Genomic DNA, 24,061 nt, shown 5'->3' with positions numbered 1-24,061 from the left:
TCATGATTTAAAAGTAAATATAATTTTTGATTTATAGAGAATTAAGCAATTTTTTATACACGCTGTTAACTAATGTTGGAGAACACTAGCCAAGATTGAAAGCGTTTAGAAAATTTTACACTGAAAGCAAACGAGACAGAATGCAAATCTAAAGGTTTATAAACAAGAACAATTTTCAGCCAAAAAAAGATAAATAGTTACAAGCCTTACTTGCATTTAGTTTGCGTATTTTAAGATTTGTATAAAGCCTTTTTTTAGAAAAAGAACGGATCAGAACGTTCAGCGAGAATTGGCTAAAAATACGATGAGGTTCTACTCAAAAGTAAAAAGTAAGCTAAGTTATCGGAACGATTCAGAGACTTTGCAAACACAAAATAAGAACCGACAATCAAGAAATTAGGAGATTGGCAAATGAGCCAAACCATAAAACGTTTAGTTCTCTAAAAAAAGGACAAGGCTAGAATTACCTTTGAAAAGTAAAATTTTGCAACTTACTTTGATTTATCAAAAAGAGAACTTCACATAATTCTCGACAATGATAGTTAACGGTTTGTATAAGAATAGTGCGTTTTAGAGTTCTAGAATTTTCCGGAGGAAAATCGGATTGACCAAATACGCACTAACCTCTTGATTTAGTATTAAACTTAAGCATTATTTTTATACGTTGTTGGCAACAGTTTTTTATTTTGTTCTTATTACTTTTATTTCATTTCCTATGATTTCAATATATCCACTAGTGCTGTGATTATTGAAAAATACGATTAAATTTCCCTTTTCATCTTTAAAAGTTTCTGGAGCATAATCCCAAATTCGTTCTTTAGAAATTTGATTTATAATTTTTAGCTCACTTTCTACTATAGTGGCTAAAAATGTTTTTGCGTCTTTTGAAATTATATGATACAATTGTTCCTTAAATTCAAAACTTATTAAAGTTAAAATTCCGAATCCGTTCCAAATTTCTTTTACTCCTTTTCTTGATTTACTTTCTGTATCTCCAGTATAGTAATGCTTAATCCCATTTTTTATTTCTCTAGGTTCAGGCATTTTAAAAACTGACATTAATTCAGGATTTTTAATTTCAATTATATCTGATGAACCGCTTAAATGAGCAAGCGAATTTGTAACTATATATTTTCCATCTATAAGATTTACGGATACTGGACAAGTAGCACTGCAAGAATATTCAATTCCACTTTTTTTGTTTTTAAAAAAAATTGAGCCTCCCCATTCACCACTGCAACTTTTCGACACAATATAATCTTTATCTTCATAAAAATTTCCGCCTTTTTTTATAAAATCAGATTTCCGCTTTTTAAAATCTTTTTTTTGGAGAAAAACTTCTTTAATATCAAAAGTAATTTTGTCTTGTCCTTTACAAATAGTTAAAGAAAACAGAGTAATTATTAAAATATAAATAGATTTCATTTAAATGAGTTCAAATTGTTGCCAACGGTCTTGTATAAGAATAGTGGCGGTTTTAAGACCACAAACTTTTCAATTTAGACCAAAGTTTATTGTTATTACTGTTCTTTATTTTAGCAGAACTTCCGCCATTATTTTTATACGTTGTTGTAAGCAGTTTTTCTCTAATCCGCTTATGAATAGAATCAAATTTCTCCGCTATTTGTAAATATTCATCACTCCAACCATTTGACATTGCCAATTCTTGATAAGTGCTGGTCGGTAAAAATTCCACCATAGTTTTCTCAAGAGTATCAAAGTTCAAAAGTTCTATTTGTTTTTGGTCAGAATCAAGTTCTTTTATCAAAACTTCCGTATTATCAAATCCTGCCCAAACTGTATCAGTTTCATCATTAATTCTTGATTTGATATTAGCTATTATTTCTGAAACTTCTTTAAAGTCCGAATAAAATGGAATTTTGGATTTGAAATAGTCTTTGGTTTCCAAATCGCAATTTTCATTCAACTTGATTAAAGATTTTTCTCTATATTCTTTTGATACAAGTCTATCGGAAATCAATTTTATATCCTGTTCAAATTCGTCAATTAAGGACCAATCATTGTCACTAATCAAGTTTTTTTCAGTCGATTTTCCGACTCGGGTTAATCCGTCAATGTCTCCGCCAAACTTGTTATAAATTTTTATTTTTTCAATGGTCAGCATTGGTTCTGTTTAATTGCTTACAACGGTTAGTGTAAAATGCGTTTTAATGCATTTTTACACAGTGTTGTAGAGAGTTTATTTTTCTTTAATTATTTCCAGGTGTGTATAGTCGTAATAATTTCCAAATTCCTTCTTCCATTCAAAACCAAGTTTTTTAAGCCATACTTGGAAATCATCATAATAACTCAATAACTCATCATAATCGATTTCTTCGTTAATTGGAGTTGCGTATTTATATATTTCGAAATCAAATTTTTCTCCAATATTTTCAGTAAGTCTAATCTTACTTTCAGGAATAAAATATGTTTGAATTATTGACCTTATTAATCTTCCGTTTTCAAAATAGGCAAATCGACAGGCTGCACTGGAGGTTTGCTCATAAGCAATTATTGCTTTTGTTTTAAATCGTTTAGTAAACTCAAGAATCCAATCATCAAATTCTTTTAATGATTCAGTAGATTCACCCAATTCATATTCTACTTGAGTCCATTCATTATTTTTATCTTGATGTATAACAAATGTTCTGGTATCTCGATTTTTATCGAAATATTTCAATAACTGAATATCATCATCAATTTCTTCTCGATTAATTACATAATGACTTTTGAGAAAATCAATTAACTCCTTCTTTTCTGAATGTTTTATTAAAATATCTGATAAGTTTGACATTTATTCTTTTGCTTATTCTCTACAACTTAATTGTGTATGATTTTTTGCGGGAAAAGGATGCGAGTCATTTTCCTTTGTTTCGGAAAGATAATGAATAAGATTGAATTTCAGTTGAGTAAATTCAGCCGCAATTAATTATACGCGTTGTTGTAAATAGGTTTTATTTCGTTTTGATATATAAAATTTTAGTAAACTCTCCATCGTATAAATTCAAATTCCCAGCTTTTCCATATTTATAAACTCCTATTAATTCCACACTTTTGTTGTTTATTTTTTTGTGAAAATTATCTCCGAAAATGAAGTCAATATTTACTGCAGGTTTAAGATTATTTATCCAAATAGAAATTCCCTCAGAGTTTATACAAGTATTACCCATTCCAAGAGTAAGGTTACCTTTAATTCTCAGAGTGTCTTTGTTGTATTTAGAAAAATCTTTTTTGAGAGTGCTAATTTCAATTCTTTTGATTTTTTCAGTAAGATTGATATCTCCATATTCTATTTTCTCTTTACAAGCAGAAAACATAATAAACATAATAATTATGAAGAATCTATTCATTCTTGACTTATTTACAACGTTGTTGTATATGGTTTGTTGCGTGTTTTAAGCACCTAATTTAGCAAATACAAACCAAATAGAAAATCCGTAAGGATTTTCGTAAGTAGGCTAGAGCTAGCAATAAATTATATACGGTGTTACCTACAGTTATTTATTCCGTTTTATAGCAAAAATCAAAGTCGAATTCGGCAATACTTTAATTGATTTTCGGACTTTGCTTTTATAACTATTCTTTAATTCAATTTCTTTAGTCACTCGGATAATAAGATATTCAGCACTTTTTTCCGATTCATAAGAGTATTCAAGTCCGTTTATGATTAGGTCACAAGCTCCGTCAATTAATGATAATTCGTAAAACTCTCCCTTAAATTCAATTCCGAACGAGTTAGCAGAACCGTAGGTCTGATATTTTATTTGCGTTTTACCGCTTGTTGTTTTTCCTACATATTTTTTATAGCTCAAGTCATAAACTTCGTCTTTATCTTTTTCAATTTCCAATTTTGCATAACTGCCTTGAAAATCCAATAGTGACTCCTTGTTGTCAGAATTTTTTACGATTAGAATTCCGTTTATTGTTCCGTTAAAATTCCCTGATTCCAAGTCTTGAAAAACAGAATCAAATCCGTTTCCGTCAATTGCATATTCCGAATATTGTTGTCCGAAACATTGCAAAGAAGCAAAAATCAGAAATAATATGATTAGTATTATCGGTTTTTTCATAATTGTAGGTAACGTAATTGTGTATGAAAAGTTGCGATGATTTTAGTAGCAATTTTTCATTCGTTTTTCATGATTTAAAAGTAAATATAATTTTTGATTTATAGAGAAAGAAGCAATTTTTTATACACGCTGTTAACTAATGTTGGAGAACACTAGCCAAAATTCAAAGCGTTTAGAAAATTTTACACTGAAAGCAAACGAGACAGAATGCAAAACTAAACGTTTTCAAACAAGAACAATTGTCAGCCAATAAAGGATAAATAGTCAAAAGCCTTACTTGCATTTAGTTTGCGTATTTTAAGATTTATATAAAGCCTTTTTTTAGAAAAAGAACGGATCAGAACGTTCAGCGAGAATTGGCTAAAAATACGATGAGGTTCTACTCAAAAGTAAAAAGTAAGCTTAGTTATCTGAACGAGCCAAAGACTTTTCAAACACAAAACAAGAACCGACAATCAAGAAATAATGAGAATGGCAAATGAGCCAAATCATCAAACGTTTAGTTCTCTAAAAAAAGGACAAAGCTGGAATTATTGTTGAAAAGTACAATTTTGCAACTGACTTTGATTTATCAAAAAGAGAACTTCACATAATTCTCGACAATGATAGTTAACGTATTTGTGTATGATTTTTTGCGGGAAAAGGACGCGAGTCGTTTTCCGTTGTTGCGGAAAGATAATTAATAATATTGAATTTCCGATGTGGAAATTCAGCCGCAATTAATTATACGCGTTGTTGGCGTGTCGTTTTTATTTTCTACCAACTCAAACAAAATTTGTTATCACCATTGTCTCTGTCAATTCTCATAGATCCACGTTCAACTCCGTAGGTCCAATGGCCAGTAAATGTAAGTTTAATTGGGTCAGTTTTGTTTTCTACTGAAATATTACTTATTTCCCATATTCTAGTCGATTCGTATCCATTCGTATTTCGTGTATCTGTATCCAATGTCCATTTAACTTTTCCATTTTCAATCAGAGTGAGAATAGGAGAAAGGGTGTCATTCCGATTTTCTAATATTAATTTTCCATTTTTTGCTAATTGAAATTCTTTAGCGTTTTTAGTTATTTCAATTGGTTTAATACTTACCGCTTCGAAAGGTCCATCATCCATTCCACAACCAACATTAAACTGATACCAAACCAATCCAACTAGTCCTAAATACCCAGTGATTCCAATTCCTGCAATAATTCCGACTCCGATTAATATTCTTTTTAAAATTTTGTTCATTTTTCTAATGCACGCCAACGGTTTGGCTAAGCTGCGTTTTAATGCAGTTTAGGTGTTGTTGTGGTGTCGTTATTTTTCTTTCAATTCAATTTTAGTTCTTTGTGAAATCACATCTCCATTCTCATCAAATTCATTTTCGTGATTTACGTCAACCGTTAAATTACTTTTGTCTAAAATTTTTAAAGTCAATTTTGCCTTTTCTCGAAGAATGTCCCAGTCTTCCTTATGATTCTCCATCTCAAACCAAAAGCCTTCTTCTTTTTCAGAACTCCATTTATCTGTCAAAAAGTCAATGTCATCCAATCGCTTCTTGGATCCTTTGTTAATCAATTTTCGCTCAACAAATCTTACTTTATTTAAAGTATAGTAAGAATAAAAGTCCTCAAGCATTTCATCAGCTGTTGCACCGATTCCATAAAATTCTTTTTGACACTCGTATGGCATTGACATAGCTATCAGAGTTTTGATTAACTCTTGGAATTGCCACATTAAATTGTCAGATTCAAACAATTCGCTACGAATAAGTTCTTTACTTGCTTTTCGTTCTCCTTTCCAAAATTGATTCTTCATATACTTTCGCAAATGTTTTGCCCATTCTGGAGATGTTGTCAAATGTCCTTTTTTCTTATGAGCCATTTTATTTCTCTAATGCACCACAACGGTATCGTATAACCGTCAGTTACGGGTTTAAAGTTACTGTTTTTCGGTTAAGCACTAACGTTTGTAATTCCGAGTGGATTCGGACCTAGTCGAATCCGCCGTAATTGCGGTTATACATTGTTGTATGTAGTTTTTCATTCTACATAGGCTACACTTTCTCCAATTTTATATCTTAACCATTTCTTTTCCGATGTAGATTTTTGAGTTATTGTTCCACCATTTAGATAAACTTTATAACCTCCTATCACAAATATTTCTTTTGTTTTTTTACTTAGAACGATTTTATCTGCATTCTCAAATTCAAACACACTGGTTTTCAGGTTCACATTTCCGGTAAGAGTAATTGTTCCTTCTTCAAAATTCTGTTTTACTATTTGGTCACAAGAGTAAGTCAATTTATTTTCAGGTTCAACTTCATTTTGAGAATAGCAATTCATTCCAATTGCTAAAATCAGACTTACAGTAATAAATAATTTTTTCATACTTTTTAATTTATTATTCATTTTTTTTTGAGCTAGTTGCTCACATTACATACAACGTTTAATGTAAAATGCGTTTTAATGCATTTTTACATATTGTTGTGCTTAGTATTTATTTTATCCATCTCAATTGAGAGAAAATTATTGAATCATTCATTAATGTAATATTCGTCTCTCCGTACCAATCTGTGTCAACTTCGTCAACAATTATGGTGTCCAGGAAGTCGGCTGTCTTTTTATGATAAATTCGGAGTTTTTCGTTTTTTGCAAATTCAATTACCGCCCAACGAATTTCGTCAGTGATATATGCATAAGGATGGCCTTGGTCTCTAACCCTTATTAAACTGTCACTTTGGTTAAACACAACCTCCTTTTCAACTTCCATCTTAGTTCCGAGTGTGTCTGGAATAATTACAGGTTTTCCATTAAAAGTAGTAATATATTCAATTATCTGAGGGTAAGTGAAGTCTTTGTCTTCCCCGTCATTCTCTTTCTCGCAATATTTTATAAGTTCAGCTCTCCCAAAATAGAAATCAGCAACTGATGTTCGATAAATGACATCCGATTCTCCATTAGACTGCTTTAACACAAGAACAGTTTTATTGTGGTCATTGCATGAACTTAAGCAGATGGTTAGAATCAAAATTAATGGTATAATAAATCTCATTTTCATATTAAGCACAACGTAATTGTGTATGAAAAGTTGCGATGATTTTAGTAGCAATTTTTCATTCATTTTCATGATTTAAAAGTAAATATAATTTTTGATTTATAGAGAATTAAGCAATTTTTTATACACGCTGTTAACTAATGTTGGAGAACACTAGCCAAGATTGAAAGCGTTTAGAAAATTTTACACTGAAAGCAAACGAGACAGAATGCAAATCTAAAGGTTTATAAACAAGAACAATTTTCAGCCAAAAAAAGATAAATAGTTACAAGCCTTACTTGCATTTAGTTTGCGTATTTTAAGATTTGTATAAAGCCTTTTTTTAGAAAAAGAACGGATCAGAACGTTCAGCGAGAATTGGCTAAAAATACGATGAGGTTCTACTCAAAAGTAAAAAGTAAGCTAAGTTATCGGAACGATTCAGAGACTTTGCAAACACAAAATAAGAACCGACAATCAAGAAATTAGGAGATTGGCAAATGAGCCAAACCATAAAACGTTTAGTTCTCTAAAAAAAGGACAAGGCTAGAATTACCTTTGAAAAGTAAAATTTTGCAACTTACTTTGATTTATCAAAAAGAGAACTTCACATAATTCTCGACAATGATAGTTAACGGTCTGGCTAAGCTGCGTTTTAATGCAGTTTAGGTGTTGTTGTAAAACGTTTTTAATTTGGTTATTTTATTTTCAATTACAGATTCCGATTCATAAGGTGATTCAGCCATAAAGTATGAGTAAGCCAAATCATTTATTAATTCATAGGCTTTTTCATAATATTCTTCAGCGAATTCTTTTGGGAAATTTTGATGTTCAGTCCAATTTTTGATGAAATCAGATATATACCAAATACCACAAGCAGTATCTCGTGATAAATTCAGACTTTCTTTTGTTCGTTTACATTCAGCATTTAATTCATTCAGTAGGTTAATAAACGAATCGTGATTCCAATTTAAGTCAGTTCTTAATTCAAGTAAAAAAGAACCATTTTCAGCTTTTAATTCGTCTATTAATTTCATCCTAATTGTTTTCAGAGCCCTTGTCTAATTTGTAAGTTACAGAAATAATCTTTCCATCTTTTCGTTCAACTTTGTCAGCGTCTTCAGAAGCTATATTCAAAAATTCCTGCGTAAAAGGATTCGGTTGAGAATATAAGAAACTCCAACTTGAACAATTAAAGACCATTTCTTTCGCTTTTCCGAAATCGATATTTAACTTTTCCACAATTATTTTAATAGTCATAATCGGATTAGAACCTGCTTTTTTTAAATCAGATATAAACTGGTCTATTTCCAATTCAGACGAAGATTCATTTACGTTCCGTTCAATTATTTTTTCAATTTCTTTATTGTGTTCAAGCATTTTTTCAAATGTCTAGTCCTGAAATATGGCTACAGGTTAAAATTTGATTTATGCTGTTTTTAAATATACCATATTTGGTGTTTTATAGTTTAAAGATACGTGTAATCTTATTTGGTTGTATAGATTGATTGCATTTTTTGTAGCTCTTTTTGCATGTATCACATTATCAAATGTTTGATCTAAGTAAAACTCATCTTTTAATATACCATTTACCCTTTCAGCTACAGCATTTTCATAACAATGATTATCTTCTGTCATGCTAATTTTAATGTTCTTTCCTTTTAAAATTTGTGTGTATAGATTACTGCAATATTGTATTCCTCTATCGGAGTGATGTATGAGTTCATCCGTATTTTTAGCTTGATATAATGCTTTTTTTAATGCTCTTACACAGCCGCTAAGCTCTAAGCTATCACTGAGATCATACCCTATTATTTTTCTAGAATACAAGTCGGTTATAAGGGCTAAATAACAAAATCCCTTTACAGTTCTGATGTATGTGATATCACTTACCCATACCTGGTTAGGTCTATCAACAAGCACATCTTTTATAATGTTTTTGTATTTATAGAATCTATGAAAAGAATTGGTAGTTCTATAACTAGGTTTCTTTCTGGTTGTGAGCATATTGTGTTTTCTAAGCACATTGAATAGCATGTCTCTTCCTACTTTAATATTTGCATTATCAAAATCGTTTTTCAAGGATATTTTGAGTTTACGCACACCTTCTCTTGGTAAGGATTTGCGTTTTTGCTTAACAATTTGAATAATCTGTTGTTCTAGCTTTAAACGTTTATCAGCTCTGTGTTTATATTTGTAATATGCATCACGTTTAAGTCCGAAACAGTTAGTTATAGTTGTCAAAGACGCAAATCCTTTAGCTTTGGTTTTAGATGTAATTAACGCTCTATATTTAGCTTTTTTTTTAGTTCTGCTACAGATTTATAACCAAGGTCTTCAGCAGCAACTTCAAGGTATGAATCTTGAATCATAGCATCCAAGTCTTTTTTTAACAAGAGTTTTTTTTAGTTGTTCAATCTCTTTTTGAAGTTGTTTAATTCTGGTTATTTCATCCTTAGTTTTCACGGTTATTCTGGTATTCATAAGGTCTTTACGGTTATACTTTTTAATCCATTCATTAATGGTAGTTGGAGCAATACCATATGCCTTACCTAATTGATACTTGTTTAATTTTCCGGTTGTAAGTTCGTCTAAAATTTTCAATTTAAAAGGTTCTGAATAGCGTCTGATGACTTTGTCGTTTTTATACATAATGTTTAAAATTATGTAGCCTTTATTCAGGACGGGTCAAAATGTTTTACAACGTATTTGTATAACTGTTGTTACGGGATTAAAGTTATATATTTTGTTTAAGAACTAGCGTTAGTAATTACCGAGTGGATTCAGACGTAGTCGAATCCGCCGTAATTGCGGTTATACATTGTTGGGTGACGTTATTTTTTCAATCCCATCAGAATCTCCATTTCTCCTTGCTTAAATCTTAAAATCAATTCATTGTCATTTAAAATTATAATTTCTTGATTAGAAACTTTTCCTTTATCAGTCATTTTAATCGTTTTTTCATCTTTCAGGTATTCCCATTTTCCTTTATTCATTTCACCCATTGTCATGATTTCGTGATTTCCGTCTGAATGGAATATCATCCAATTATTCTCTTTTAGTTCAATTGGTAATGATTTTTTCTGACCAGCCATTTCCATATATTCTAAATACCATTTTCCAGAAGTAATTAAATCTAATTCGTTTTTCTCTTGTCCTACAATTGTCTGAAGTGATGAAATAAGTATTAAAGAGATTACAATCAGTTTTTTCATAATTTTTTAATTCTATATGTTTATTATTTTGTTCAATTTATATTAAAATCGTAATGACACCCAACGTTTCGTGTAAGTTGCGTTTTAATGCAATTTACACGTTGTTGTTGCACGTTTTTTATTTCCTTTGTGATAATGTAATATCATTAATTTTCTCTAAACATTTAAACCTTATTCGGTTATTGCCCCAGTGAAAAGAGTTCATTTTTTTCTCATTTGTTATGTCGAATTCAATTTTCTCTCCGTTGTAACTTTCATCATCTTCCGCACCAATTACTGGTGTTATTTCAATCATTGCTTCAGGATTATTAATCGAGTCATTTGAATGAGTCAGAAATCTTTCGGATAAATGAATTTCTTTAATAAATGGTCTCCAACCTTTTTCGTAGTATAAGTTCCCTTTTATTCGGTAGCTTACAAGAGATTTACTGTTGAAAAGATTCAGTTTGCTGTCAATTATTTTGATCTCAAAAGAGTCAACATTCAGAGCTTCTTGTTTAGACCACCATCCGATTGAGTAAGTTTCAGTTATTTCAACTTTAGGATCTCTCGGTTCAGATGATAGACTATACAGCAATAATCTTGGTAAAAGAAAATAATAAGCCAAAGCAAGAATGGCTAAAATCAGTCCGGTACTTATTAATAATTTTTTCTTTTTCGTCATTTTTGTCAAATGTGCTACAACGTAATTGTGTATGAAAAGTTGCGATGATTTTAGCGGCAATTTTTCATTCATTTTCATGATTTAAAAGTAAATATAATTTTTGATTTATAGAGAAAGAAGCAATTTTTTATACACGCTGTTAACTAATGTTGGAGAACACTAGCCAAAAATTCAAAGCCTTTAGAAAATTTTAAACTGAAAGCAAACGATACAGAATGCAACTCCAAACGGTTTCAAACAAGAACAATTGTCAGCCAATAAAAGATAAATAGTTACAAGCCTTACTTGCATTTAGTTTGCGTATTTTAAGATTTGTAATAAGCCTTTTTTTAGAAAAAGAACGGATCAGAACGTTCAGCGAGAATTGGCTAAAAATACGATGAGGTTCTACTCAAAAATAAAAAGTAAGCTAAGTTATCGGAACGAGCCAAAGACTTTTCAAACACAAAACAAGAACCGACAATCAAGAAATTAGGAGATTGGCAAATGAGCCAAACCATAAAACGTTTAGTTCTCTAAAAAAAGGACGAAGCTGGAATTACTCTTGAAAAGTACAATTTTGCAACTGACTTTGATTTATCAAAAAGAGAACTTCACATAATTCTCGACAATGATAGTTAACGTTTTGGCTAAGCTGCGTTTTAATGCAGTTTAGGTGTTGTTGTGTAGCGTTCTATTATTTAATCAATTTTATCTCAAGTGTATTTCCGTTAAAACCTGAGTCTTTTTTTTCAATCGTCCAATGCTTCATATCAATTGTTTCAATTTCGCTAGAGTCTTCTATCATTTTATCAATAGTTAGCTTGAATTTAAATTCTTCCATCTCAGGAGTTAAAAAGCCTATTCTTCCCTCTACGACGCTTGGGTTCAATTCGAAATAATAGACTTTGGGTTCAATCCAATCACAATATGCATCTAGAATTCCTGAATTAGTTATCTCAAATCTTAGCCCTGTCCAAAAATCTAATTTGTTTTCTGTCATTTTTATTTATGCTACACAACGTTTTGGCTAAGCTGCGTTTTAATGCAGTTTAGGTTTTGTTAGCAATAGTTATTTTCTTGGTATTTGATAATTCAATAAATCGTAATAATATGCTCTCATTTCACTTGAACATTGAATTAATGAGTATCTAGCTATGTTTGAAGTGTATTTTTCAATATTGTTTTCAACAACTAAGTCAGAACTCAAATGCGATGTAAAAGCAAAAATGAATGATATTTTTTTGTCAAAAAGTGATTTAAAATCATCTAGTGATAAGTTGTCAATATTATGTTTTTTTTAATTAATCTGTTATAAATCTTTTCAAGTAATGGTTTGTTTTTGGTTCCAAGTGTTTCTCTTAAACGCCTTGCTGAAATTGTAATTTGATTTGTCAATTCACGTATTTTAGATTGAAAACCATATTTTACGTGTATAAGATAAATATTATTGTCATCGTAATGAATTATATCACATAGTTCAAGTCCATCAGCAATTATAGTATCAATCACTATGTAATTGGGTTTTGAATTATACCTGAAATTATAATCTCCCTCAACTCGAATTACATTTTTATCCCAAGGTTCAGTTAATATTTTATTTGACGCTTTATATGTTTTTAAAACGTGCTTAGTGTTTGTTTTTAAATCCTCAACAAAAGAATCTTGTAAGCGATACCACTTTGTGTCAACCAAAAAAATAGGTGTTCCATCGTAAGGAAATTCTGTGGATATATGGAATATAAAACCAGAACCTATTGAGTGGTTGCCGTCTTGATAGCAAGTTACATAAGCACTTCTAACAAAGTTCATAAAATTGAAACGGTCATTCACTCCAAATCTTTCTACGGCTCTATTTAAAACAGCATCATAAATTTCATTTCTGTCATAGACAATTTTAAATACTGTATACCCATTGTTTTCTGTCTTTTCTTTTAGTCGAAATTCATCAGCCTCATAGAATTTTTCAATATTATTTGGATTACAAAAGTCGTGTTGAAATGATTTATGTTCATTGGATTTTCTTCTACCCAAGTTTTCAGTATCGTTGAACAAATGAGTAATTAATTCTTGGTGTAGAATGTTATCTTTTAGATTTGTATCGGTTATTTCCTTATAAGAATCCAAATAGTCAGATGGTGCAAGCTCAGATATTACAACTAATTCCTCAATGACTTTATGCAGTTCATTAAAATCTAGATTCTTTTTTATTTTAAATGCTTTACTTACATATATTTGAATTTTATCATTTTCCTTGTTTTTTAAGAATCCAAAATGTAAATCTGTTGTTTCTTGACTTAATTTTAAGTGTATTTCTTTGGTAACCTTTCCAAATTTTATATAATCAATTATTCTATAGTTATCCCTAAATTGTTCACTTAGTCCTGCTCTTGAACCTGTAATTCCTCTTGATTTTATTGATGCAATTTGGTCATATTGAGGTTGCATTATTCTAGAATAAACGTTTAGTCCAAAAGATTTATCAATAAAAGGTAATATTATTTGAAAAGCGTTACCTCCAATAATGCAAAAAATGTCAAATTCGGTTTCAGCAAATAAAACTAGTGATAATTTTTGCTGAATGAATCCTTCATTTTGTGTTAATTCCTTAGGTAGAAAATCTTTCCAATCAGATACCGTTTCATTAGAATCATAGAGATATAAATAATATGTGATTTCATCTTTAGAAATTTTCTTTAATGAAGTTGAACTAAAAGTTTCCTTGATTCCAAGTTTCGCAAATGAAGTATTGATTATTTTTTCAATAATCAGTTCGCAAGTAGGTAACTTTGTTAAAAGCCTATCTTTTGTATTAATCCTGTATATTTTAGGATTTTGTGTCATTTAGAATCTTGAGTCATAATTATTGCTAACGTAATTGTGTATGAAAAGTTGCGATGATTTTGGTAGCAATTTTTCATTCATTTTCATGATTTAAAAGTAAATATAATTTTTGATTTATAGAGAATGCAGCAATTTTTTATACACGCTGTTAACTAATGTTGGAGAACGCTAGCCAAAATTCAAAGCGTTTAGAAAATTTTACACTGAAAGCAAACGAGACAGAATGCAAATCTAAAGGTTTACAAACAAGCACAATTATCAGCCAAAAAAAGATAAATAGTTACAAGCCTTACTTGCATTTAGTTTGCGTAATTTGATTGTTGTAAAAAGCCTTTTTTTAGAAAAAGAACGGATCAGAACGTTCAGCGAGAATTGGCTAAAAATACGATGAGGTTCTACTCAAAAGTAAAAAGTGAGCCAAGTTATCGGAACGAGCCAGAGACTTTTCAAACACAAAACAAGAACCGACAATTAAGAAATTAGGAGATTGGCAAATGATCCAAACCAAAAAACGTTTAGTTCTCTAAAAAAAGGACAAAGCTGGAATTACTCTTGAAAAGTACAATTTTGCAACTGACTTTGATTTATCAAAAGGAGAACTTCACATAATTCTCGACAATGATAGTTAACGTAATTGTGTATGAAAAGTTGCGATGATTTTTAGTAGCAATTTTTCATTCATTTTCATGATTTAAAAGTAAATATAATTTTTGATTTATAGAGAAAGAAGCAATTTTTTATACACCCTGTTAACTAATGTTGGAGAACACTAGCCAAAATTCAAAGCCTTTAGAAAATTTTATACTGAAAGCAAACGAGACAGAATGCAACTCCAAACGGTTTCAAACAAGCACAATTGTCAGCCAATAAAAGATAAATAGTCACAAGCCTTACTTGCATTTAGTTTGCGTATTTTAAGTTTTGTAAAAAGCCTTTTTTTAGAAAAAGAACGGATCAGAACGTTCAGCGAGAATTGGCTAGAAATACGATGAGGTTCTACTTAAAAGTAAAAAGTAAGCTAAGTTATCTGAACGAGCCAGAGACTTTTCAAACACAAAACAAGAACCGACAATCAAGAAATTAGGAGATTGGCAAATGATCCAAGCCATAAAACGTTTAGTTCTCTAAAAAAAGGACGAAGCTGGAATTACTGTTGAAAAGTACAATTTTACAACTGACTTTGATTTATCTAAAAGAGAACTTCACATAATTCTCGACAATGATAGTTAACGGTTTGTGTAATGTTAGTTGCGTGGTTTAAGAATCGAATTTAGCAAAAGCAAACCGAATATAAAAGCAGGCAAGATTTTAGATAATAAAATCTGCAATAGCAATTAATTTTACACAGTGTTGCCACCAGTTTCTATTTTTATCAGACTTAAAATCAGAAGTCCAATTAATCCAATATTCAACCAAATCACATACTTTTCCATTCGCTCCTTTTTGTCCGTTTTAAATGTCAATTCTTCTGCGATTTGAATTTTATCAGAAGTGATATTTTTGGTTTCTGTTATTTCCAAATCGTATTCACTGTTTTGCTCTTTTATAACTTTCAAGTATTCAATTGCGCCGTTTCTACTTTTTGCTACAATCCAGAATTCTGTCGTGCCATCATTCTCGAACCAAAAGTCAGACTTCCCATTTGGTTTTAACTCCTTGTCATAAGTCACGTAGTTTTCAGTTCCATTCCAGTTTTTACTCCAAAATGCTATTGCGTAAATTTTTAAGTTTTTATCGGTCAGATTTTCAGTCCGAATATTAACTGGTGTTGAAGCTCCGAATGAATCGTCAAACAAAGAATTCAATCCCAAAGCAGATAGCCCAATTACAATTCCGAAACCTACCAATATTTTCAGTTCTATATTCTGCTTTTTACGAGCAAAATATTTAAGCAATAAGATTGTTAAAAGCAGGAATATTGAAAATAGTAATATTGTCATTTTTCAAATTGGTGGCAACGGTCTCGGCTATGCGTAGTGCGGGATTAGAAAGCACTTCACTGTCCGTTTACCGATATATTTGTTAATATTCATTTACTTTCAAATTTGCACTAAACACCGCATTACGTATAGCCAATGTTGTAGGTAGTGTTTTTATAATTGTGGCCATCCGAAACTATTCAGTTTTTTTGTTTCCATATTATATTCTTTCAGTCTAACATTTGTTTCAAACCAACCGTGCCAACCTCCAATCCAGCTTTTAGTCAATTGGTCTTTTAATCTATAAGGGTCTCGACTAAAATCAATAAATTGAATTACTAATATTTTTTGTCCGTTTTCAATAAAACCTAAATATTGTCGGTCAAATTTTATGCTCTTTTTTGCTTCTTTTTTATTCCATTTCATTAGGTTTTGGAAATCCTTTTGTCTTTCCTCAAGAGTCCATTCAGGGTCGTCCTTAAATCTCACAAAATTTTGATTGTAGGCAAATCTTTTGTCGGAATTCAAATACTGCTTATTTATTTCAATTTCGGCTTTTCTGACTTCATTTTCAGTAGGTGTAAATCTGTTTGATAATCTACCTTTATTGAAATTAGCTTCATATTCTTTTGGAAATATCACTCCTGTACTTTTCTCTAAATCAAGAATTTTCATTTCTCTTTTTACTTCCTCAGAAAGTGGTTCGAGTACAACTCCGTGATTTACGTTGAACTTGGAACTTCCACAACTTAATGTCAAAGCCAAAATTATTGATATGTAAATTGTCTTTTTCAGCATTACCTACAACGTTTAGTATAACCGTCAGTTACGGATTAATATACGTTAATTTTCTGTTTAGCACTTACATTAGTATTTACTAAGTGGATTAGGACGTGGTCGAATCCGCCGTAATTGCGGTTATACATTGTTGGCTTTATGTGTTTTTTCAGTTTAATTTCAGTTTCTCATTTTTTCCAATAAACAAGTACAACAACGAACCTATAAATGGAATCAATATGACTGCTAAAATCCAAATTATTTTGTCATTTTGAGCAAACTTATTTTTTATAATGTCAAGCAAGCAATAAATCCAAAGTCCAATTGATAATAAAATTAAAGCTTGACATATAAAAAGTCCAATTGAGAAATCATTAATTGTTTTATCCATATTATATTTTTATTCAGTTTTTCTTTTTCACAAACTAGCTCAAATTCCGATTTTTTCCGCAAAGCAATTCATTCAGCGTTTAAGTTAGCAATCCCGATGTTGCTTTAAATTCCACTCTTGAATGAGATTTGAGACAGATTTTGGAATTCCACATTACAGTTTTTCTGTTTTATGTTTCATGAAATTCTCAAAAAAACCCAAAAATTCAAACTAGTTTTTTCTGTTTGGCAAACTAACTCTAGCATTAAAGCCAACGTATTTGTGTATGATTTTTTGCGGGAAAAGGACGCGAGTTCTTTTCCGATGTTGCGGAAAGATAATTAATAAGATTGAATTTTTTCGCAGTAATTCAGCCGCAATTAATTATACGCTTTGTTGTAAACAGTTAAATATTTCTAATTGTTTTTCAATTTTGTTAAATTATAAATGTTATAAGTTTTAAGGCTTTTGTCATAATTGATTAACCTTATGTATTCTTTTTGAATAATATAAAAATGCCTGTCTAGATTCATAATATTTTTCAATCTATTGTTATAAATATTTTCATCAATATCGTAATATTTATAGGCATTATTACTGTCAATTTTTTCTAAAGACGAATTTAAATTTAGCTCAAAATAGTTTCCTGTATTTTTCCCATCTGCTAGTGCTTTAAAAATCATCATTTGAGCAGTTGTACCATTAACCGAAAATGCACCAGAATTTAGATTGTAATTTAAAACATAAGCATGGTTATTCCACCAAAAGTTATTTGTAGTTTTATTGTTATAAGAATTTTTATCCAAATGCCCTATTCTTATTAAGTACTCATTATCTATAGTTTTATTCACAGAAATATTAAGAGCTGGAAAGTACATTGAACCAATTGCTTGTGGTGTAAAATCGTTATATATTTTTTTTGGTTTGAAAGATTTCGTAATGTCTTTTCCTCTCATTACAATTTTATTGTGTTTACCAAACTCAGATTTTGTATAACGAAAAGATTTAAGTTTTTCTAATGAGTTTAGTCTATAAATATCAAAAAAAGACTCTTCCTTGTACATTTTAAATGTAAAAAGTAAAGAGTCTTTAACAAAAGAACTTAATCTTTTTAATTTATTTTTATTTCTAACCCGAATATTTTGATTGTTAATTTTACCCGAAGGTTTAATAGTTAGAATATTTGTAACCCCCTTTTTTTTATCTTCATTAGTAAATATTAATTCTTCACCATTGTAAAAGCCTTTATAATCTAAAATAGGCCCATTAGCAAGAAATTGTTTATCATTCACAAATTCAGATTTTTTTCTTGAAGAACTAAAAAATGATTTTTCAAGTTTAGTCTTTGGAGTAATAATTTTGGCCACAGTATTTGATGCTTTTTTTATAAACGCAAAAGGATATGAAACATTTATTTTTTTACCTATAATAAATGTAATATTCTTATGAGAGTAAATTTGTTTCGCCTCAAATGGAATTTCAGAAAGAGTTGTTTTTCTATTTATATAGTTTATATCTTGTACGATAATTTTTTTGTTGGTGGTTTCCCTAACAATTGTTAATGTACTATCATTAACATGAAAAGTCAAGTAATTAGGTTTATTTACTTCATTATATATTTCTAAACCATTTATTTCATTGTTCTTATTCAAAAAGAAAATTTTTGAATTATATTCATTGGAAATTTTATTTATTATTATGTGAAATGAAATTGAATCGTTAATTGCACCTGAAAGGTTTGTTAAATTTTTACCTTCGATTGGAATACTCTTGATTAAATCTTGAGAGGATATAGTTTGGTTAATTCCAATTATAATTAATATTAAAATTAATATAGACTTTTGTTTTTCAGATTTCATATTTTCAATAGTTCTTAATAAGTAAATTTGAGTTTCGTACGTAATTGTTTACAACGGTTTTGCTAAGCTGCGTTTTAATGCAGTTTAGGTTTTGTTGGCATTAGTTTTATACTTTTTTAGTTAAATCCATTAGCTATGTTCATTGAAATAAAAAATAAAACAATATGAATTAGCAATATTCCAAGACCAATCATTTTCCTTTTTTCATGTCTCACCAAATGCAGTATAAATCCATAGAATGGAATTTGAAATATAGCTAGCCACATGGCTAAATCTGTAATTCTACCTTTTACTCCAGCTATCATCATAGGAATTGGATAGAATAACTTTCCAAAGAAATAGGTTCCATGTCCACCGCCCATGAAGTATACGGATAAGATTAAAAAAATAGAGGTCACGATAATCGTCCATTTTGCTATTTGTTTTCCACTTAATGTATTCAATTCTCTTTTAAGATTTTACATTTGATTTAATTAATGCCAACGTAATTGTGTATGAAAAGTTGCGATTATTTTGGTAGCAATTTTTCATTCATTTTCATGATTTAAAAGTAAATATAATTTTTGATTTATAGAGAATGAAGCAATTTTTTATACACGCTGTTAACTAATGTTGGAGAACACTAGCCAAAATTCAAAGCGTTTAGAAAATTTTACACTGAAAGCAAACGAGACAGAATGCAAATCTATAGGTTTTCAAACAAGAACAATTGTCAGCCAATAAAAGATAAATAGTTACAAGCCTTACTTGCATTTAGTTTGCGTATTTTAAGTTTTATATAAAGCCTTTTTTTAGAAAAAGAACGGATCAGAACGTTCAGCGAGAATTGGCTAAAAAGACGATGAGGTTCTACTCAAAAGTAAAAAGTGAGCCAAGTTATCGGAACGATCCAGAGACTTTTCAAACACAAAACGAGAACCGACAATCAAGAAATTAGGAGATTGGCAAATGAGCCAAACCATAAAACGTTTAGTTCTCTAAAAAAAGGACAAGGCTAGAATTACCTTTAAAAAGTACAATTTTACAACTGACTTTGATTTATCAAAAGGAGAACTTCACATAATTCTCGACAATGATAGTTAACGTATTTGTGTATGATTTTTTGCGGGAAAGGACGCGAGTCATTTTCCGATGTTTCGGAAAGATAATTAATAAGATTGAATTTCCGGTGAGGAAATTCAGCCGCAATTAATTATACGCTTTGTTGGTAAACGTATTTTTAGTCCACGTAACCATCATATTCAATTGTTTTTAATCTTTCATTTTCAAAAGTGAACGAAAAAACAGAAGTTTGTTCCAAATTCCCGATTTTAACCAAATCAGTATTCAATTCAGTTTTTAGTAAGTTTTCAAAACTCTGCTTTTTAGTTCCGACAGATAAAGAGTCTAAAAATTTAAATACAGAATTCTCAATTTTGGCGAAATAAATGGACTCCCAGTTTGTTGCTTTATATGAGTAAATAATAGTTTTATCAAAAGTGTATTTTTTAATTGTATCAATAACAGTTTCGTCGAAGTTATTGGTTTTAGGTTTAGCTAATAATTCAAACTTTAGATTTAAAGGAAGCTTATCTAAATCAGTCTCAAAAAGGTCTAATAGACTGTCATTCTCAAAATATTGTTCTGGAATAGTATTCTGTATTTGGTTAGTCTTTTGTTTTTTTGTGAATTTGAATCTTTTTTATTTTCTATTATTTTGTTATCAATTTTAAGAGCCTCTTTTACAGATTTTATATTCTCAGTCTTTTCAGTTTTCTTCTGGTTACAAGAGATAAATAATAAAAGAGTCAATTTAAGTGTAATTATATACTTTTTCATATTTGAATGTTTACCAACGTTTTGGCTAAGCTGCGTTTTAATGCAGTTTAGGTGTTGTTGGGTGCAGTTATTTTATGTTCAAATATTTTCCAAATTTCTGGAAAGTCTTTCTCCAAATTTTCTTCTTTCCATTGTTTTCCAGTCAGTTTTTGTTTTTTAACTCTTACAGGCGACATTAATTCACCAGTTTTATTTTCATAAACGTTTTCGGCAAGTGAGAACATTTCTTCAAGTTGTGGGTCTTCGTCAAAGTGTTTTTTCAATTTCGAGACGTTTAAGTTTTTAACATCCTCAAATGTTTCTTGTCCTTTTGAGATAACCCAAGCTTTGAAGTAGTCAAAAGCATCATCTCCACAACCACGTCTTACTATATAAGCCAAAGCCCAAATTTCCCAACGATTTAGTTCGTTGTATTTGCTTAAAAAAGTCCTTTCAAATCGTTTTATTTCAGTTGGTTTAAACTCCTCTAATTGATTTGATAAATTTTCTATAAAATCAAACTTATCTTCTGACTTTTCACGATTAATTTTGACTAACTCCCAAAATATATTTTTGTCAATCTTTCTTTTATCGGTCGTCTTTTTTGGTTTAGGCTTTTCTAACCTGTCAACTGTTTTTATTAATTCGTTAGTTTTCTCAATTTCTTGTTCAACCCCAAGTTCGACAAGTCCTTGTTTGAATCTGTATAAACCTTCTAAGGTTAGTTTTTGACATTCAAAAGTTTTTTTACTTCCATCCCAATATTCGGTCTTTCTTCCAAACTCTTTGTTCCAATCCCACAAACTCGAAAAACGATGTCTTAATATTCCTTTCCAAAACTTGATAAATTCCTTTTCCAGTTTGTTTTCGATTAAATGCTTTTCAAGTGGTTCAAAAAACTCGTCCCATTGACCAGAGTCCCAATTCTCGTGTATGAATGCAATCAGTTCAGAATATCTTTTGTCTTTTATCCAAATATCCCTTAAGTCCACAAAAGTTTTCTCGTAATGTTGGACAGGAAGATTGTTTTTCTTTCTCCATTCATTCAAGTCTCCAGATTCGTCTAAAAATTTTCCGTAACTCAATTTCGTTCTGTTTTAATTGCACCCAACGTTTTTGTATATGGTATGTTGCGTGTTTTAAGCAACTTAATTAGTAAATAAATACCGACCGAGAAAGTCCACGAGGAGTTTCGTAAGTAGACGTGAAGCCAGCAATAAATTATATACGGTGTTAGCAAATCGTTTTTTATTTTTTCACAAGTTTCAAATTCTGTATTGCGTAGAATTCAATTCCGTTTATTGGTTTTATTTTTCGCTTTTTTATTCGGTAAGTTATGGTCGAATTAATTTCATTCCATTTCTTATCGGATTTACTTTCTTTCTCCAGTTTTATATTCAGAATGAGGGTATCTTTTTCAATTTTCCATTCTCCTTTTAATTCAGAGTATAATATTTCGTGATAATGATAGAATTTTGTTCTATGAAAAGTACCGTCTTTATAAAGTACTAAACTGTCAGAATCGACATAATTCCATTTAATTCTGCTTTTAGGTTTCTGTTTTTTCTTTTCTTTCTTATACACATATTCAGATTGGATTTCTTGCGAAACCAAAATGTTAGTTAGAAAACTAAAAATAAATATTAGAAGTATTTTTTTCAAATAATAAAATTTTTGTTCTTTCAGATTTCGAGTGAGTAATGTTTGCTAACGTTTCGTGTAAGTTGCGTTTTAATGCAATTTACACGTTGTTGTTTGTAGTAAATATAGCTAAAATCTTATAGTTTCTGTTTTTATATTTACGTAGTCAGTCCAGGCGCTACATTCAGATTACTTTAAATCCACTTGTTTTTTCAAGATTATGAATTATATCAACCACAGACTGATATGGTTTGTTATCTGAAAAATGATTTTCTGCTTTGCTGTAAAACATTGATTTAAATAAAATTATCGTTTTAAAACTTGACATTGTCAAAAAAATCTTCTAATTTCGGCAAGCTTTTTACGCTAGCATGCGTATTTGAAAGTGTAACTCTCATACGATGTCAATCGATAAGCTTGACTAAACTGCATTCTTACGTTTAGTTAATTTTAATCCTGTTTTACCTATCCTTCATCACAATCAAAAAGTGTATTTAAAAGCCAAAAGTTGGACTTATTACATACAACGGTCTTGTATATGAAAAGTAGCAGATTTTACGCTCTAACTTTTCGACTTATAACCGACCTTTAATTTATTCATTTTCCTTCGATTAAGCGATTAAGCCGCTATTTTTTATATACGTTGTTACCACACGTTTTTATTTGATTTTCGTGTTAGGTAATGCTTTTTGTAATTCAGAAATATCTTGTTCTGAAATATTATTTCCCCATTTTATAAAAATTGTTTCCAAGCCTTTCATCTTATAAACTGAACTTGGAATAGTCTCAAACTTATTTTCCCATAAAATTAGGGTTTTAAGGTTTTTCAAATTTTCAAAACCTATTGGCAAATCAGACAGTTCATTTGCTCTAATATCAAACCATTCTAAACTTTCTAATTGATTAAATTCAATTGGAAGTACTTTTATCTGATTCTGTGAGATTACTAACTTTTTCAAATTTTTTAATTGACCTATTTCTGAAGGGATATTTTTAAGTTTATTCAAATCTATTCCCAAATATTCCAGATTTTTTAGGCAAGTAATTTCCTTTGGAAACTTCTTGAAATTGTTGCTATGCAATCCTAAAGTCTTTAGCTTTTTTAGTTGACAAATGGATTCATCGATTTTTGACAAACTATTAATATTGAAATACAAAATCTCGAGATTATAAAATTGCTTTATCTGTTTTGGATATTCAACCAATTCTCTGACTTCGAGATGTAGTTCTGTTAATTCTTCAATTTCCTGTGTGGTAAAATCAAACTCAACTTTCCTTTTTTTATTTAGTATTTCACTTTCTAATTTTTTCTCCCAAGACTTACCGTTTTTTTGATTTAAAAATTCTGTTGAATACTTATTATAGCTATCAACTAATTCTGGGATATTGCCTACAATACAAGAACAGTTTACACTTCCATATTTAAATCCATACTTTGATGTCAATCCATCAAACCATTCCCCATATCTACCACAATTACCATTCGTTCCCCAAGTTAGAATTAAACCTGTTCCATCAGAAAAATGTTTCTTTGACAATTCACGAATTCTCGACTCAAAAAAGGTTAAGTTTTTCTGCGAACTATACTCTCCATATTTAAGCACTTTATCTAATGAATTTAACTTTATATTTAAGCTATCCTCAAGCTTTTCAAGGTTTGGATTATTCTTGAAATCGGAATATTCCTTTTTAAAAATGCTTTCTAAACTTTGTCCAATTGATAGATTAGTAAAAGTCAAAAGAAGAATTAGTATGTAGTTTGTCTTATTCAATGTCGTTTTTTTCAAATGTGTGGTAACGGTTTGGCTATGAGTAGTTGCGTGGGATAGCAGTTAACTTTGCAAGTACACACCAAACTGAAAATCCTTGCGGATTTTCAGAAGTAGGTGAGAATAAGCAATTACTTAT

At 30.0% G+C, this 24,061-nt stretch carries 26 protein-coding genes; all 26 read right to left on the bottom strand.

Translation table 11 applies throughout. The features are described from left to right. Positions 1-681: 681 nt before the first annotated feature. The 26 genes from BTO06_RS12430 to BTO06_RS12305 all read right to left on the bottom strand — a co-directional run bounded on the left by BTO06_RS12430 (position 682) and on the right by BTO06_RS12305 (position 23,940). A complete protein-coding gene (locus BTO06_RS12430) occupies positions 682-1,425 on the bottom strand; it encodes a hypothetical protein (protein ID WP_100925613.1) in 744 nt (247 codons plus the stop codon). 52 nt (positions 1,426-1,477) lie between these two features. Beyond that, positions 1,478-2,125 carry a hypothetical protein gene (locus BTO06_RS12425; RefSeq protein ID WP_100925612.1) on the bottom strand — a complete coding sequence of 216 codons (648 nt, stop codon included), beginning with the start codon at positions 2,123-2,125 and terminating at the stop codon, positions 1,478-1,480. 75 nt (positions 2,126-2,200) lie between these two features. After that, complete coding sequence (locus BTO06_RS12420) at positions 2,201-2,794, bottom strand: hypothetical protein (RefSeq protein WP_100925611.1); 594 nt, start codon at positions 2,792-2,794, stop codon at positions 2,201-2,203. Between the two features lie 160 nt (positions 2,795-2,954). After that, positions 2,955-3,350 (bottom strand): hypothetical protein, encoded by a 396-nt coding sequence (locus tag BTO06_RS12415; protein WP_100925610.1) that lies wholly within the window; start codon positions 3,348-3,350, stop codon positions 2,955-2,957. A gap of 147 nt (positions 3,351-3,497) precedes the next feature. Continuing rightward, entirely contained in the window at positions 3,498-4,070 is a 573-nt protein-coding gene (locus tag BTO06_RS12410; protein WP_100925609.1) for a hypothetical protein, read from the bottom strand. 756 nt (positions 4,071-4,826) lie between these two features. Next, on the bottom strand, positions 4,827-5,300 hold the full coding sequence (locus BTO06_RS12405) for a hypothetical protein (protein ID WP_100925608.1): 474 nt from the start codon (positions 5,298-5,300) through the stop codon (positions 4,827-4,829). Between the two features lie 69 nt (positions 5,301-5,369). Next, positions 5,370-5,936, bottom strand: a complete 567-nt coding sequence (locus BTO06_RS12400) for a hypothetical protein (protein WP_100925607.1) — start codon at positions 5,934-5,936, stop codon at positions 5,370-5,372. Positions 5,937-6,094: 158 nt separating this feature from the next. After that, complete coding sequence (locus BTO06_RS12395; protein ID WP_157811832.1) at positions 6,095-6,442, bottom strand: hypothetical protein; 348 nt, start codon at positions 6,440-6,442, stop codon at positions 6,095-6,097. A gap of 109 nt (positions 6,443-6,551) precedes the next feature. Beyond that, positions 6,552-7,106 carry a hypothetical protein gene (locus tag BTO06_RS12390; RefSeq protein ID WP_157811840.1) on the bottom strand — a complete coding sequence of 185 codons (555 nt, stop codon included), beginning with the start codon at positions 7,104-7,106 and terminating at the stop codon, positions 6,552-6,554. Between the two features lie 647 nt (positions 7,107-7,753). After that, complete coding sequence (locus tag BTO06_RS12385; RefSeq protein ID WP_100925605.1) at positions 7,754-8,125, bottom strand: hypothetical protein; 372 nt, start codon at positions 8,123-8,125, stop codon at positions 7,754-7,756. 1 nt (position 8,126) lies between these two features. Continuing rightward, positions 8,127-8,468 carry a hypothetical protein gene (locus BTO06_RS12380; protein ID WP_100925604.1) on the bottom strand — a complete coding sequence of 114 codons (342 nt, stop codon included), beginning with the start codon at positions 8,466-8,468 and terminating at the stop codon, positions 8,127-8,129. A 48-nt stretch (positions 8,469-8,516) separates the two neighbouring features. Then, complete coding sequence (locus tag BTO06_RS12375; RefSeq protein ID WP_100925603.1) at positions 8,517-9,332, bottom strand: IS3 family transposase; 816 nt, start codon at positions 9,330-9,332, stop codon at positions 8,517-8,519. A 105-nt stretch (positions 9,333-9,437) separates the two neighbouring features. Then, the gene (locus tag BTO06_RS12370) at positions 9,438-9,740 is read right to left on the bottom strand and encodes a transposase (protein ID WP_232731451.1); all 303 of its coding nucleotides are present in this window, start codon (positions 9,738-9,740) and stop codon (positions 9,438-9,440) included. A gap of 182 nt (positions 9,741-9,922) precedes the next feature. Next, a complete protein-coding gene (locus tag BTO06_RS12365) occupies positions 9,923-10,303 on the bottom strand; it encodes a lipocalin family protein (RefSeq protein ID WP_100925602.1) in 381 nt (126 codons plus the stop codon). A 118-nt stretch (positions 10,304-10,421) separates the two neighbouring features. Further along, positions 10,422-10,967 carry a hypothetical protein gene (locus BTO06_RS12360; protein WP_100925601.1) on the bottom strand — a complete coding sequence of 182 codons (546 nt, stop codon included), beginning with the start codon at positions 10,965-10,967 and terminating at the stop codon, positions 10,422-10,424. Between the two features lie 676 nt (positions 10,968-11,643). Further along, positions 11,644-11,949 (bottom strand): hypothetical protein, encoded by a 306-nt coding sequence (locus tag BTO06_RS12355; RefSeq protein ID WP_100925600.1) that lies wholly within the window; start codon positions 11,947-11,949, stop codon positions 11,644-11,646. A 266-nt stretch (positions 11,950-12,215) separates the two neighbouring features. Next, positions 12,216-13,790, bottom strand: coding sequence for a DUF6119 family protein (locus tag BTO06_RS12350; protein WP_100925599.1), 1,575 nt, complete (start codon positions 13,788-13,790; stop codon positions 12,216-12,218). A 1,340-nt stretch (positions 13,791-15,130) separates the two neighbouring features. After that, positions 15,131-15,730, bottom strand: a complete 600-nt coding sequence (locus BTO06_RS12345) for a hypothetical protein (protein ID WP_157811839.1) — start codon at positions 15,728-15,730, stop codon at positions 15,131-15,133. A 153-nt stretch (positions 15,731-15,883) separates the two neighbouring features. After that, a complete protein-coding gene (locus BTO06_RS12340) occupies positions 15,884-16,507 on the bottom strand; it encodes a hypothetical protein (RefSeq protein ID WP_100925597.1) in 624 nt (207 codons plus the stop codon). A 148-nt stretch (positions 16,508-16,655) separates the two neighbouring features. Beyond that, the gene (locus tag BTO06_RS12335; protein WP_100925596.1) at positions 16,656-16,877 is read right to left on the bottom strand and encodes a PLDc N-terminal domain-containing protein; all 222 of its coding nucleotides are present in this window, start codon (positions 16,875-16,877) and stop codon (positions 16,656-16,658) included. A gap of 395 nt (positions 16,878-17,272) precedes the next feature. Continuing rightward, positions 17,273-18,715: a hypothetical protein gene (locus BTO06_RS12330; protein ID WP_100925595.1), complete on the bottom strand. Its 1,443-nt coding sequence runs from the start codon at positions 18,713-18,715 to the stop codon at positions 17,273-17,275. Between the two features lie 116 nt (positions 18,716-18,831). Beyond that, complete coding sequence (locus BTO06_RS12325) at positions 18,832-19,158, bottom strand: hypothetical protein (RefSeq protein WP_157811838.1); 327 nt, start codon at positions 19,156-19,158, stop codon at positions 18,832-18,834. A gap of 1,422 nt (positions 19,159-20,580) precedes the next feature. Further along, positions 20,581-21,597: a DUF4240 domain-containing protein gene (locus BTO06_RS12315; RefSeq protein WP_100925592.1), complete on the bottom strand. Its 1,017-nt coding sequence runs from the start codon at positions 21,595-21,597 to the stop codon at positions 20,581-20,583. A 163-nt stretch (positions 21,598-21,760) separates the two neighbouring features. After that, on the bottom strand, positions 21,761-22,174 hold the full coding sequence (locus BTO06_RS12310; RefSeq protein WP_157811837.1) for a hypothetical protein: 414 nt from the start codon (positions 22,172-22,174) through the stop codon (positions 21,761-21,763). Positions 22,175-22,337: 163 nt separating this feature from the next. After that, positions 22,338-22,481: a hypothetical protein gene (locus BTO06_RS18525; RefSeq protein WP_157811692.1), complete on the bottom strand. Its 144-nt coding sequence runs from the start codon at positions 22,479-22,481 to the stop codon at positions 22,338-22,340. Between the two features lie 331 nt (positions 22,482-22,812). Then, on the bottom strand, positions 22,813-23,940 hold the full coding sequence (locus BTO06_RS12305; protein ID WP_198517079.1) for a leucine-rich repeat domain-containing protein: 1,128 nt from the start codon (positions 23,938-23,940) through the stop codon (positions 22,813-22,815). Positions 23,941-24,061 lie beyond the last annotated feature (121 nt).

The organism is Tenacibaculum sp. SZ-18 (assembly GCF_002813915.1).
Lineage (GTDB): Bacteria > Bacteroidota > Bacteroidia > Flavobacteriales > Flavobacteriaceae > Polaribacter.
Note: the sequence above shows the minus strand (reverse complement) of the source record. Positions and strands in the feature narration are given on the sequence as shown.